Genomic DNA, 12,140 nt, shown 5'->3' with positions numbered 1-12,140 from the left:
TCGCCGGGACGTCGCGGATCGGCTGTCCGCGAGGGCCTGCGGGATCAGGCCAGGAGGTCGCGCACCATGGGCGCCACGATCGTGCCGTAGCGCTCGATGCCGCCCATCATGCGCTCGTGCGAGAACGGGCCCGCGCTGTACTTGAGGTCGAAGCGCGTCGCGCCGACGGCCGTCAGGGTCGCGGCGATCTTGCGGGCGACCGTCTCGGGCGAGCCCACGTAGAGCGACCCGTGGTCGATCTCCTGCTCGTAGGAGGCGCGGGCGAGCGGCGGCCAGCCGCGGTCCTTGCCGATGCGCGCGTGCATCACCTGGTAGTCGGGGAAGAACGCCTCGCGCGCCTCGGAGTCGGTCTCGCCGACGTAGCCGGGCGAGTGGATCCCGACGGGCAGTCGCGGCTGCTCGAGCTGGTCGTTGGCGCGCGCGAACAGGTCGGCGTAGGGGGCGAAGCGGTGCGGCTCGCCGCCGATGATCGCGAGCATGAGCGGGAAGCCGTGGCGCGCGGCGCGGACGACCGACTCGGGGCTGCCGCCGACGCCCACCCAGGTAGTGAGGCCCTTCGCCGTCTTCGGGAAGACGTCGTGGTCGGTGAGGCCGGCGCGCGTCGATCCGCTCCAGGTGACGGGCGTCTCCTTGACGAGCTCGGCGAAGAGGCCGAGCTTCTCCTCGAAGAGGCGCTCGTAGTCGCTCAGCTCGTAGCCGAACAGCGGGAACGACTCCGTGAACGATCCGCGGCCGAGGATGACCTCCGCCCGTCCGTCCGACACCGCGTCGAGCGTGGCGAAGCGCTGGAAGACGCGCACGGGGTCGTCGGAGCTGAGCACGGTGACGGCGGAGCCGAGGCGGATGCGCGAGGTCTTCGCGGCGATGGCGGCGAGCGCGACCTCGGGGGCGGAGATGGCGTAGTCGTCGCGGTGGTGCTCGCCGAGGCCGATGAAGTCGATGCCGACCTGGTCGGCGAGGACGCCCTCGGCGACGACGTTGCGGATCACCTCGGCGTAGGGCAGCTCGCGGCCGTCCGGTCCGACCGTGACGTCGCCGAACGTGTCCAGTCCGAGCTCGATCTCCTGCGCCATGCTGCCCTGCTTCCCTATCCATGCGAACGTATGCATCTGGGTCAACTGTAGGGCCGGGATCGGCATTCCCGCGAATCGCGCGGGCGGCGGGCCGCGTCAGTCGACGAGGGGCTCGGCGCGCGCGATCTCGGTGTCCTCCACGCGCGACTCCGGCATGAGGAGCCCCGCGACCACGGTCGCGATCGCGCACACCCCGACCGCGAGGAACACGGCGCCGGATGCGGCGATAACGGCGTCCGGGTCCTTCTGGCCGCCCGCGGACTCCGCGAAGATCGCGTTGGCGATCGCGCCGAAGACGGCGACGCCGACCGCGCTGCCGATCGAGCGCGCGAACAGGTTCGCGCCCGTGACCACGCCGCGCTCGCCCCAGCCGACGCTCGACTGCGCGCCGATGAGGCTCGGCGTCGCGACGAGCCCGAGCCCCAGGCCCACCACGAAGCAGCCGACCGAGATGCCGACGAGCGTGGGCGTCGCGGCGAGCAGCGCGATGGATCCGGTGCCCACGATGGTGAGCGCCATGCCGATGAGCACGGTGCGGCGGAACCCGATGCGGAGGTACAGGCGGCCCGACAGCGACGCCGAGATCGGCCAGCCGATCGTGAGCGCCGCGAGCGCGAGGCCGGAGACGAGCGGCGTGACGCCGATCGACCCCTCGAGGTAGGTGGGCACGTAGGAGGTGAGTCCGATGAGGATCGCGCCGACGCCGAGCGACACGAGCGTGGTCGTGAGCAGCAGCCGCCGGGAGAACACCCAGAGCGGCAGCACGGGCTCGGCCGCGCGGCGCTCCACGAGGAGGAACGCGACGATCAGCACGCCGCCGACCGCGAACGATCCGATGCTCGGCACGGAGTCCCACGCCCACGCCTGGCCGCCCTCCAGCACCGCGAGGATCAGGAGGCTGAGGCCCACCGTGAGGAGCGCGGCGCCCGCGTAGTCGACGCGGTGCCTGGTGCGCTCGATGGACTCGTGGAAGCGGCGGACGATCATCCAGCCGGCGACGAGGCACAGCGGCACGTTGACGAAGAAGATCCAGCGCCAGGTCGTGAACTCGGAGAACACGCCGCCGAGGGTGGGGCCGACGACGCTCGAGACCGCCCAGACGCTCGCGAGGTAGCCCTGGGTCTTGGCGCGCTCGGCCACCGTGTAGATGTCGCCCGCGATCGTGATCGCCATGGGCGCGACCGCCCCGGCGCCGAGGCCCTGGAGCGCCCGGGCCGCGATGAGCGCGGGCATGCTCCAGGCGAACCCGCACAGCACGGAGCCCACGAGGAACAGGCCGATGCCTGTGAGGATGATCGGCTTCCGCCCCACGGTGTCGCTGAGCTTCGCGTAGAGCGGCACCGACACCGCCTGCGCGAGCAGGTAGATGGAGAACAGCCACGGGAACGAGGCGAAGCCGCCGAGGTCCGCCACGATGGACGGCACGGCGGTGGCGAGGATGGTCGAGTCGATGGCCACGAGGCCCGTCGTCATCATCAGGGCGATGAGGATGGGGCCGCGCTCGGATCGGAATCCGACGCCGCTGGTGTCAGTCATGCGCCTCCCGGGTCGAACGGTGAACGGGTGGGAGGTCGGTGGCATTCCCGCCACGCGGGACGGGTGTGGTCCACTGGGGGCACCCCACCGGAAGGACCCTGAGTGACGTTCCGCGCCCCCGACGCCTTCACCACCCGCCCCACGCTCCGCGGCACGTTCGGCATGAGCGCCTCCACGCACTGGCTCGCGTCCGGCACCGGCCAGGCCGTGCTGGAGCGCGGCGGCAACGCGTTCGACGCCGCGGTCGCCGCGGCCTTCGTGCTGCACGTCGTCGAGCCGCACCTCAATGGCCCCGGCGGCGACATGACCGCCGTCGTGCAGGTCGCGGGGGAGGCCGCGCCGAAGCTCCTCATGGGACAGGGATCCGCGCCCGCCGCCGCGACGCCCGAGCGCTTCCGGGAGGAGGGCCTCGACCGCGTGCCCGGCGCCGGCGCGCTCGCCGCGGCCGTGCCCGCGGCGGTCGACGCGTGGCTCCTGCTGCTGCGCGACCACGGCACGTGGGAGCTCGCGGACGCGTGGGCGTTCGCCATCGGGTACGCGCGGGACGGGCATCCGATGCTGGAGAGCGTGCGCCGCACCATCGCGGGCGTCGCCGACCTGTTCCGCGAGCACTGGTCCGCCTCCGCCGGGTTCTGGATGCCCGACGGCGAGGCGCCCGCGGCCGGCTCCCTCGTGCGGAACCCCGCGTGGGCCGCCGCCATGGAGCGGATCCTGTCGGAGTCGTCGTCCGCGGCGGGCCCGGGCGCGACGCGCGAGGACCGCATCGAGGCGGCCCGCACGGTCTGGGCCGAGGGCTTCGTCGCCCGGGAGATGGTCGCGAGCGTGCAGGATCCGCACCGGCACTCCACGGGCGCCGACCACGCCGGACTCCTCACGGCCGAGGACCTCGCCGGCTCGCGCGCCTCGTGGGAGGACGCGGTGTCCATCGACTTCCGCGGGGTGCGCATCTGGAAGACGGGCGCCTGGGGCCAGGGGCCGGCGCTGCTGCAGGCGCTCATGATCCTCGACGGGTTCACGGACGAGGAGATCGACCCGGCGACGGCCGCGGGGATCCACCGCATCATCGAGGCGCAGAAGCTCGCGCTGGCCGACCGCGAGGCGTACTACGGCGACGCCGTGCCGGGCGGCGCGCCCCTCGACGTGCTGCTCAGCGCGGAGTACGCGGCCGAGCGGCGCGCGCTCATCACGGACGAGGCGTCGCACGAGCTGCGGCCCGGCCGCATCGACGGCGTGGAGCCGTTCCTGCCGCCGCTCGTCGTCGAGGGCGACGCGCCCGCGTCCGCCGGCGGCACGGGCGAGCCGACCGTCTCCCGCACGGGCGAGACCCGCGGCGACACCTGCCACCTCGACATCGTCGACCGCTTCGGCAACATGATCTCGGCCACGCCCTCCGGCGGCTGGCTCCAGTCGTCGCCGTTCATCCCGTCGCTCGGCTTCTGCCTCGGCACGCGCCTGCAGATGACCTGGCTCGAGCCCGGCGGACCCTCGTCGCTCGTGCCCGGGCGCCGGCCGCGCACGACGCTGACGCCCACGCTGATCACGCGCGACGGCGAGCCCGTGGAGGCGCTCGGCTCGCCCGGCGGCGACCAGCAGGACCAGTGGCAGCTGCCCTACCTGCTGCGCACGATCGTCGGGGGCTTCAGCCCGCAGCAGGCCGTGGACGCGCCGACGTTCCACACGACGAGCGTCCCCGGGTCGTTCTGGCCGCGCACCTGGACGCCCGGCGGCCTCGTGGTCGAGGGGCGCGTAGGCGACGATGTGATCGCCGACCTGCGGGCCCGCGGGCACGTCGTCGAGGTCGCGGGGGACTGGACGCTCGGGCGGCTCTCGGCCGTGACGCGGGATCCGGCCACGGGCCTGCTGGGAGCTGCCGCCAACCCGCGCGGGGCGCAGGGGTACGCGGTCGGACGATGACGCTCGACCGGCAGATCGCCTCGGCCCTCATCGCCGACCACGCCCGGCGGCGCGTCGGCAGCGACGCCCAGCTGCGGGCCGCCTCTGCGCCGGGGCGGTTCGTCGCCGAGCCGGACGCCGCCACCCCGTCGACGGGCCTCGTGCTCGGTGCATCGGAGCAGCGCAACGCGACGTGCGGCGATGTCGTGGACCTCCGGGTGCTCGCGGTGGATCCGTCGTACCCGGTCGGTTCGGCGGGTACGCACGTGGATCCCGCCCAGCGCATCGCGGTCCGCTGGCACGGCCGCGGCTGCACGGTCTCGCAGGCATCCGCGTCGATGCTCGCCGAGCTCGTCGAGGGGCGGACGGCCGCGGAGGCGACGGCCCTCGTCGTGGAGCTGCGCGCGCTCATCCGCTCCCACGAGCTCCGGCCCGGCGTGGAGGAGCGGCTGGGCGACGCGTTCGCCCTCGCGGACTCCGGCCGCTACCCGCTCCGCGGCACGTGCGCGCTGCTCGCGTGGCACGCGCTGGAGGAGGCGCTCGCGCGCTGAGGCGGGTCCCGACGCGCGTCGGTCAGCCGTGCGCGCACGTCTCCTCGGCGGCGGTCTGGCCCGTCACGTCCTTCGGCAGCACGGTGCCCGGAGCGGCGGCGTCCGGGGAACCGGCGGCCGCGGATCCCGCAGACGACGAGGGCGAAGGCGCTGGCGTCGACTTCGGGGCCTGCACCCCGCCGCCGATGGAGCCGGGCGCGAGGCTGAAGTCGGAGTCCGACGTGACCGCGCTGATGAGCTGGGCGCCGGCCTGCGCGTCCGGGTCGACCCGGCCGTCGGTGCGGCGCACGCTCGGGTACTGCACGAACGTGAAGCGGTCGGTGGGGATGCCCTTGACGGTGAGGGCGATCGACGCGATCGCGGTGGCGCTGTCCATGGAGGTCGACAGCGTCATGTTCTCCACGACGGCGCGGGCGATCCCATAGACCTTCGCGGGGTTCGTCAGGGTGTCGCTGCTCGTCACCGTGCGGACGAGCGCCCCCAGGAACACCTGCTGGTTGCTGATGCGGTCCAGGTCGCTCCCGTCGCCGACGCCGTGTCGCGTCCGCAGGAACTCGGCAGCTTCGTGACCGTGGATGACGTTGATGCCGGCCGGGAGGTCGAGGCTCGTGTCCTTGTCGTGGATGGGCTTGGCCAGGCACACGGGGACTCCGCCCACGGCTTCGGACACCGCTTCGACGCCGCTGAACTGCACGACGCCGGCGTAGGGGATGTCGATCCCCGTGATGCTCTTGATGGTGCGCACGACGCAGCCGAGCCCGCCGCGGCTGAGCGCCGTGTTGAGCATGACGTGCGTCGATCCCGGCACGTCCGGCTTCCCGTCCTCGCCCTTGCAGGCGGGGATGTCGACGAGCATGTCGCGGGGGAAGGAGATGGCCGTCGCCCGCGTGTGATCGGCGCTGACGTGCACGAGGACGTTCGCGTCGTTGAGGCGCCCTGTGCCCACGACCTTCGGGTCGCCGTACCTATCGCCCTGTCCGTCTCGGCTGTCGCTGCCGACGAGGAGGATGTCCGCGCTCCCGTCGAGCCCGCCGAGCGCCGGCGGGATGGCGGCGCCGTCGGAGATGTCGACGGAGTTCGCCGAGACGGTTCGGCTCAGCTCCCACGCCGCGATCGCCGCGACGGACACGGCGCTGACCGCGAGCACGGCGACGGTCGCGGTGAGGACGAGGGCGACGTGCCGCGCGGCGCTCGGTGCGCGCAGCCGCCCGTGTCGCGCGATCCCCGGCCGCGACGATCGTTCCGCGCCGGAGGGGGGCTCCGCGGCGGTCGGGAACTCGTCGTCGAAGGGCATGGTCGCTCCTGTGCTGGATCGGTCCCGCGGCGGCTCGTGGGCGCCGCGGGATGCGCGGACCGCTCGGGGGTCGGGACGCGCGTGGCCACCGTACCGCCGCGCGGTGCGGCGGCGAGCGGATCGTCCCGGCGGTCGGGTGCCGCTCAGGGGCGCCGGTCGACGTCCGCGCCCGAGCTGAGGTCGGCCGCCTCGACGAGCCGCGCGTCGTGCGCGGAGAGGTACGCGCGGGCGCCCGCGTCGCCGCGCAGCACGTCAGCGAGCGGCATCCAGTGGGCGCGGCCGATCAGGGCGGGATGGCCGGGGCGGCCGCGGAAGACCGCCTGCCGGAGCGTCGTCGGATCCACGGGCGCCGCGTCGAGCACGCGGCGGACGGTGGCCGCCTCGAGGTCGGGGACGTCGACCGGGACGACGGCGAGCGCGACGGGCGTCGGATCGAGCGCCGTGGCGGCCCGGAGCGCCGCGCGCAGGGAGGCGGACATGCCGCCGGCCCAGTCGTCGGCGCGCACGATGATCGCGCTCGCGGCCTCGGGCCGCGTCCCGAGCAGCGCCTCGGCCGCGTCCGCCGACGCCCCGAGCACGACGAGCACGGGGTCGCAGCCGGCGTGGGCGAGCGCGCGGATCGCGGTCGCGAGCCAGGGCGTGCCGTCGGGATGCGTCGCGAGCGCCTTGGGGCCGCCGAAGCGGGTGCCGGCGCCGCCGGCGAGCACGACGCCCGCGATGCGCGTGCCCGGCCGCCGGTCGTCGGTCGCGCCCGCTGATCCCGCCTCCGCCATCCGCCCATGCTAGGAGCGCGCCCCGCGCCCCGCGCCGCCGCGGCCCCGCCGTCCCTCGCCCTCCCCGGGCGCGCGGCCTACGCTCGACGGATGGACGCCGACACCGCCTTCGCCCTCGCCCTCACCCTGACGCTCGGCGTGCCGGTGCTCGTGATCCTCGCGGCCGTCGTGCTCGTCGTCGCCCGGGCCCGCGGCGCCGGCTGGGGCTGGTATCTCGTGGGGACCACGATCGTCGCGCTGGTCCTCGCCCTGGGCCTCGCCGTGCTCGCGGCCTGGGCGACGCGCGACGGGGTCGGACAGCTCGACGAGGGCGCCGGCGCCTTCGGGATCGTGCTCATGGGCCTCATGGGCGCGGTCGCGACGTTCGTGATCGGCGTCATCGCGGGCACGGCCGGCCTCATCGCCGCCGCCGCGCGCCGCCGCGACCGCGTGCCGTCCTCCGCGCTCGTCCACGGGTGACCCGCCCCGCCGCCACCGGGGACCGCGTGCCCCCGCGTCGGCGCACCACCCGGCCGCCGGGGCGCGTCGCCCGCACCGCGACGGGCGTCGCGACCCGCGTCGGCCCGACCGGCACCTTCGCCGTCGTCCTCGTCCTCGGCCTGCTCGTCATCACCGCCGCCACGAGCCTCTTCGCGGGCCTCTACGTCGCGGTGATCGACGACGACAGCGTCGCCCTCCTCGACGAGCCCGTGCTGCACCTCGCCATGGGCGCGCGCTCGCCGTGGCTCGACACGGCCGTCACCGTCTTCACGGAGGCCGCGGGCGTCTACGCCGTGCCGATCATGGGCGTCGCGGTGATCGCGGTCCTCGCGGTCCGCCGCCGCCAGTGGGTGCCGGTCGTGCTCGGCCTCACCGCGGGCGCCGGATCCCTCGCCATGACCGAGGTCGGCAAGGAGCTCGTCGGCCGCGACCGCCCGCCGCGCGCCGACGCCGTGCCGCCCTACGAGACGTCGCCGTCGTTCCCCTCGGGCCACACGCTCAACGCCAGCGTGGTCGCAGGCATCGTCGCGTACCTCCTCGTGCTCCGGCAGGTGCGGCGGGCGACGCGCGTGCTCACCTACGTCGTGGCCATCGCGTTCGCCGCCTCCGTGAGCCTCAGCCGGGTCTACCTCGGGCACCACTGGCTCACCGACGTGATCGCCGGCTGGCTGCTCGCGCTCGCGTGGCTGGCCCTCCTCGTGGTGGCGCACCGCGCGCGACTGCGGCTGCGGGAGGCACGCGAGCGCGACGCCGGCCGCGGCTGACCGGCCGTGCGCCGGCCGTGCCCCGGCTGAGCGCCGTCAGCCCGCCGACACCCGCCGCCCCTGCACGAACACGCCCGCGATGGCCGGCTCGCGGAGCCCCATCAGCAGGGTGAACAGGATCTGGTCGGTGGCGCGGGCGTCGTCGTCCGCGCGGATCCCGTGCTCGAGCGTCCGCGCGAGCGGCTCCCAGCGGTCCGGCGTGACGCGGAGGAAGTCGGCGTCCTTGCCCACGTCGAGGTTGCCGTAGCGCTCCTCCATGTCGAGGGCGCGAGCGCCCGCGAGCGTTCCGGTGAAGAGGAGCTCGGCGGCGTCGATCTCCACGCCCGCGTCGCCGGGCTCCGAGAGGTGCACCTTGAACGCGTCGTTGAGCACGCGCGAGACGAGCCACTCGTCGCCGGCGCCCACGTCGGATCCGATCGCCACGTTGACGCCCGACGCGATCGTGCGCCGCCACGGCATGGTGCCGGAGCCGAGGAACTGCTGCGACGTCGGGCAGTGCGCGATGCTGCTGCCCGTCTCCGCGAGGCGCGCGAGCTCGGAGTCCTGGCAGTGCACCGCGTGGGCGAACACGCTGCGCCGGCCGAGGAGGCTGGATCCGCCCCGCTCCGACCCGGGCAGGAAGAGACCGTCGTAGGTGTCGAGGTAGGTCTCGGTGCCGTAGACCTGCCGGACGGCGGCGATCTCGCCCGTGCCGGGCCGGTCGTTCTCGTTGAGGTGCGAGTGGAAGTGCACGCCCTCGCCGCGCGCCACGTCGTACAGCTCGCCGAGGCCGCGGAGCGTCGTCGGCGTGACCGAGAGGCTGAAGCGCGGCACGATCGCGACCTGGAGCGTCGCCGTCGTCGCGTCGCCCGTGTCGACGGCGTGCCAGCGGTCGATCTCGGCACACGACAGCGCGATCGCGTCCTCCTCCGAGGTGAGGAGCGGGGTGGCGGGGCCGGAGCCGACCGTCTGGATCCCGCGACCGCTCACGAGCCGCAGGCCCGCGTCCCGGGAGGCCTCGAACAGGGCGTCCTGCGCGTGCGGGAACGCGGAGCCGAAGACCAACGCGCTCGTCGTGCCCGCCATGATCCGGCGCCGGGTGAAGTCGTGCGCGATCATGCGCGCGAAGCCCTCGTCCTCGAGGCGCGCCTCGGAGGGGAACACGCAGGAGTCGAGCCACTCGAGGAGCTGGCCGCCGCCGTGCGCGCTCGTCGTGTAGGTCTGCGGGAAGTGCACGTGCGCGTCGACGAAGCCGGGGAGCAGGAAGTCGGACGCGTCGCCGTGCACGGGGGCGTCGGCGAAGGCGCCGGGGAGATCGCGGAACGGGCCGACCCAGGCGATCCGGCCGGCGTCGTCGACCGCGAGCGCGCCGTCGGGGACGGACACGAGGTGACGGCGGGCGTCCTGCACGAGCGGGGATCCCGTGATGTGGAGGACGTGGCCGCGGTGGACGGCGCGGCGACCCGGGGAGGCGGGAGGCGCGGGGGTGCTGGTGGTCCGGTGGTCGCTCATGCGGATCCGTTCGCTCGGCTGGTGCGCGGCGGTGCAGGGAGGCGGGATCCCGCGGGCACGGTGCGTGCGCGTCGGGCGGGATCGGGCGCCCGGTCGATGCTCGGCCGAAGGACGGGCCGCGCGCCCCGACACGCCGGAGGGCTCGCCGGCGCTCAGGAAGCGGTGACCCTTGGCCGCCGCGTCGGGCGGGCGGACGTCGTCACGGCCCGTTCGGCGAGGACGGGTCCGCGTCGCCGTCGAGCAGCGGCTGGAGGAGGGCGTCGATGCGCGCGAGCCGGCGGCGTCGGATCGCGGCCATGCCCGCCACCGCGACGGCGATCACGGCCGGGAGCGTCCACGCGAGGGGCGATCCGCCGAGCGCGCCCACGGCGACGGTGCCGACGAGGAGGACCGCCGCGACCAGCACCGCCCACGGTCCACCGAGCTGGTCGTGGACCTCGCGTCGGCGGAGCAGCAGCCACCGCCAGGAGTCCGCGTTGGCGCCGGCGGGCAGGCGGCCGTCGTCGATCGCCTCGGAGACGTCGATCTACCTCATGCGGGAGGGTGCCGCGCGGCGTCGGCGAGCGATGACGAACGTGAGGACGAGGCCGGCGAACGCGCCGACGGTGAGGGTCGCGAGGAACCGCTCGACGCTCGCCTCGCGGCCGAACGCGACCCGCGAGCAGGTCATGACCACGGCGAAGGCCACGGCGACGCCCATCCCGGGGACGATCGCGGGGGCGTCGGCGACCCGGCGGCGGGCGCGCCGGAGCCGGTCGTGCGCGGAGGACGTCGGGCCGGTCACGGTCGTGCGCCGGTCGGGCGCGCGGTTCGCGCGGCAGCGTGACGAGCTCATCCAGCAGCCGGGGGAATCCGGTCGTCGGGTGCGGGCGGTGCCCAGCCGGCGCGCTCCTCGTCGTCTCGGCGCGACTGCTCCTGCAGCGGGATGAGCAGGGCGTCGACGCTGTCGCGGCGACGCGGGCGCGACACGAACAGCCAGGTGGCGTAGGGGACGAACACCGCGAGGAGCACGACGATCCCGAGGGGCAGGCTGCTGCCCGCGCGCTGCGGCAGGAAGGCGAGGCCGACCAGGAGGAGCAGGCCGACGGGCAGGAGGGCCCACGCCTCCTGGCGGATCTCACGACGACGGCGGTCGAGCGCGCCCTGCCACGCGACCCGATCCGCTCCCTGCGGCAGCTCGCCGTCCTCCGCGGCCTCCGACACCTCGACCGGCGTGGGCGCCCCGGGGTGGTACAGGCGGGTGACGAGACGCGCGCCCGCCACGGCCAGCCCGGCGACGATGGCCACGACGGCCCGGACGATCCCGCTGCCCGCCTCCTGGGGCGGCTGGTCGAGGTCGATGACCCACAGCCACGCGTACACCAGGAGCGCGAACGCGAACGCCCGCAGGAGGAACGGGGCGTGGTACCAGGCCCGTCGGAGTCGGCGGAAGAACGGCTCGGGCTGCGCGGGTGCGGTCGGGGTCATGGGAACCTCCTCGTCCTGCGCGGCGGATGCGCGCACGGCATCGAGGGAGACCCCCCGACATCCGCTCCCACCCTATCGACGAGGGCCCGCGCGGCGAGGATGCCGGTACGCTGCCGGCCCGTCGCAGTGCGTGAAAGCCGATCGTCCGAGGCCTCAGAGCCCGGCGGACGAACGGGGATCAGTCGATGGAGTCCGCGCGACGCGCCTCGCGCTCTGCGAGCTGCGCGAACAGCGCGTCGAGGCGCCGCGGCACGCGGCGGTGCTTGAGGAGGATCACGATGCCGAGCCAGACGGCCACGGCCAGCAGGATCCAGCCGAACGAGGCGTGCGGGAAGGCGAGGAGGCCGCCGATCGGGAAGATGGCGAGGGCGCCGATGAGCTTCGCGGGACTCGCGTTCGCGCGGCCGAACTCCGACGCGTACCACTCCACCGCGGGCCGCCAGGCCGCGGGATCCGCGTCGTCCGGCAGTCGGCCGGTGGACACGGCCTTCCACACGTCGACGGTGATCCTCCCGATCGGTCGATATTCCTGCTGCCAGTCGCGCACCAGTCCGAAGAGGACGCCGATGGCGACGCTGAACGCGGCCACGCACACGAGTCCGAGCGTCCCGGCAGGGACGATGGGCAGGGGTCTCCCTGAGGTGATGCGGATGCCCTCGACGAGGACGAAGCACGACGGGATGCCGACGGCGATCAGCGCTCCGCGGGGCGCGGTCTCGAACCAGAGGCCGAAGCTGCGGCGGACGAGACGACCGCGCACGGGCGGATGAGGGGCTTCGGGCACGGGGAGTCCTTCGGGGGTGGGGCGGCGGGCGTCG

At 74.7% G+C, this 12,140-nt stretch carries 13 protein-coding genes; 4 read left to right on the top strand and 9 right to left on the bottom strand.

What is annotated here, in order from left to right; genetic code table 11:
* Positions 1-44: 44 nt before the first annotated feature.
* Complete coding sequence (locus ACU4ZT_RS10155; protein ID WP_445338654.1) at positions 45-1,073, bottom strand: LLM class flavin-dependent oxidoreductase; 1,029 nt, start codon at positions 1,071-1,073, stop codon at positions 45-47.
* Positions 1,074-1,169: 96 nt separating this feature from the next.
* Positions 1,170-2,609 (bottom strand): MFS transporter, encoded by a 1,440-nt coding sequence (locus ACU4ZT_RS10150; protein WP_445337104.1) that lies wholly within the window; start codon positions 2,607-2,609, stop codon positions 1,170-1,172.
* Positions 2,610-2,711: 102 nt separating this feature from the next.
* Between ACU4ZT_RS10150 and ACU4ZT_RS10145 the strand changes: the two genes are divergently transcribed.
* Positions 2,712-4,523: a gamma-glutamyltransferase family protein gene (locus tag ACU4ZT_RS10145; protein WP_445337103.1), complete on the top strand. Its 1,812-nt coding sequence runs from the start codon at positions 2,712-2,714 to the stop codon at positions 4,521-4,523.
* Positions 4,520-5,053 (top strand): iron-sulfur cluster assembly scaffold protein, encoded by a 534-nt coding sequence (locus ACU4ZT_RS10140; RefSeq protein ID WP_414763454.1) that lies wholly within the window; start codon positions 4,520-4,522, stop codon positions 5,051-5,053. The genes ACU4ZT_RS10145 and ACU4ZT_RS10140 overlap by 4 nt, the downstream gene beginning before the upstream one ends.
* A gap of 22 nt (positions 5,054-5,075) precedes the next feature.
* Here the strand turns inward: ACU4ZT_RS10140 and ACU4ZT_RS10135 are convergent, their stop codons facing one another.
* Positions 5,076-6,347: an LCP family protein gene (locus ACU4ZT_RS10135; RefSeq protein ID WP_445337102.1), complete on the bottom strand. Its 1,272-nt coding sequence runs from the start codon at positions 6,345-6,347 to the stop codon at positions 5,076-5,078.
* 143 nt (positions 6,348-6,490) lie between these two features.
* Positions 6,491-7,120, bottom strand: coding sequence for a nucleotidyltransferase family protein (locus ACU4ZT_RS10130; protein ID WP_414747847.1), 630 nt, complete (start codon positions 7,118-7,120; stop codon positions 6,491-6,493).
* Between the two features lie 90 nt (positions 7,121-7,210).
* Between ACU4ZT_RS10130 and ACU4ZT_RS10125 the strand changes: the two genes are divergently transcribed.
* Positions 7,211-7,579: a hypothetical protein gene (locus tag ACU4ZT_RS10125; protein WP_445337101.1), complete on the top strand. Its 369-nt coding sequence runs from the start codon at positions 7,211-7,213 to the stop codon at positions 7,577-7,579.
* Positions 7,576-8,364, top strand: a complete 789-nt coding sequence (locus tag ACU4ZT_RS10120; protein WP_270981677.1) for a phosphatase PAP2 family protein — start codon at positions 7,576-7,578, stop codon at positions 8,362-8,364. The genes ACU4ZT_RS10125 and ACU4ZT_RS10120 overlap by 4 nt, the downstream gene beginning before the upstream one ends.
* Before the next feature lie 36 nt (positions 8,365-8,400).
* Here ACU4ZT_RS10120 and ACU4ZT_RS10115 read toward each other — a convergent pair whose 3' ends face one another.
* From ACU4ZT_RS10115 to ACU4ZT_RS10095, 5 genes are all read right to left on the bottom strand, one after another.
* Positions 8,401-9,855, bottom strand: a complete 1,455-nt coding sequence (locus tag ACU4ZT_RS10115; protein WP_445337100.1) for an amidohydrolase family protein — start codon at positions 9,853-9,855, stop codon at positions 8,401-8,403.
* 199 nt (positions 9,856-10,054) lie between these two features.
* Positions 10,055-10,261: a hypothetical protein gene (locus tag ACU4ZT_RS10110; RefSeq protein ID WP_445337099.1), complete on the bottom strand. Its 207-nt coding sequence runs from the start codon at positions 10,259-10,261 to the stop codon at positions 10,055-10,057.
* A gap of 120 nt (positions 10,262-10,381) precedes the next feature.
* On the bottom strand, positions 10,382-10,690 hold the full coding sequence (locus ACU4ZT_RS10105) for a hypothetical protein (protein WP_445337098.1): 309 nt from the start codon (positions 10,688-10,690) through the stop codon (positions 10,382-10,384).
* Positions 10,687-11,322, bottom strand: coding sequence for a hypothetical protein (locus ACU4ZT_RS10100; RefSeq protein ID WP_063072169.1), 636 nt, complete (start codon positions 11,320-11,322; stop codon positions 10,687-10,689). The genes ACU4ZT_RS10105 and ACU4ZT_RS10100 overlap by 4 nt, the downstream gene beginning before the upstream one ends.
* A 178-nt stretch (positions 11,323-11,500) precedes the next feature.
* Complete coding sequence (locus ACU4ZT_RS10095) at positions 11,501-12,106, bottom strand: hypothetical protein (RefSeq protein WP_131798131.1); 606 nt, start codon at positions 12,104-12,106, stop codon at positions 11,501-11,503.
* Between the last annotated feature and the right edge of the window lie 34 nt (positions 12,107-12,140).

Source organism: Clavibacter davisi (assembly GCF_052751415.1).
The sequence above is the reverse complement of the archived record's forward strand: the minus strand, read 5'-3'. Positions and strand labels throughout refer to the sequence as shown.

Coding starts and splice junctions, on each gene's coding strand:
- ACU4ZT_RS10155 (WP_445338654.1), bottom strand. CDS start 1,073: ATGGCGCAGGAGATCGAGCTCGGACTGGACACGTTCGGCGACGTCACG.
- ACU4ZT_RS10150 (WP_445337104.1), bottom strand. CDS start 2,609: ATGACTGACACCAGCGGCGTCGGATTCCGATCCGAGCGCGGCCCCATC.
- ACU4ZT_RS10140 (WP_414763454.1), top strand. CDS start 4,520: ATGACGCTCGACCGGCAGATCGCCTCGGCCCTCATCGCCGACCACGCC.
- ACU4ZT_RS10135 (WP_445337102.1), bottom strand. CDS start 6,347: ATGCCCTTCGACGACGAGTTCCCGACCGCCGCGGAGCCCCCCTCCGGC.
- ACU4ZT_RS10130 (WP_414747847.1), bottom strand. CDS start 7,120: ATGGCGGAGGCGGGATCAGCGGGCGCGACCGACGACCGGCGGCCGGGC.
- ACU4ZT_RS10125 (WP_445337101.1), top strand. CDS start 7,211: ATGGACGCCGACACCGCCTTCGCCCTCGCCCTCACCCTGACGCTCGGC.
- ACU4ZT_RS10115 (WP_445337100.1), bottom strand. CDS start 9,855: ATGAGCGACCACCGGACCACCAGCACCCCCGCGCCTCCCGCCTCCCCG.
- ACU4ZT_RS10105 (WP_445337098.1), bottom strand. CDS start 10,690: ATGAGCTCGTCACGCTGCCGCGCGAACCGCGCGCCCGACCGGCGCACG.
- ACU4ZT_RS10100 (WP_063072169.1), bottom strand. CDS start 11,322: ATGACCCCGACCGCACCCGCGCAGCCCGAGCCGTTCTTCCGCCGACTC.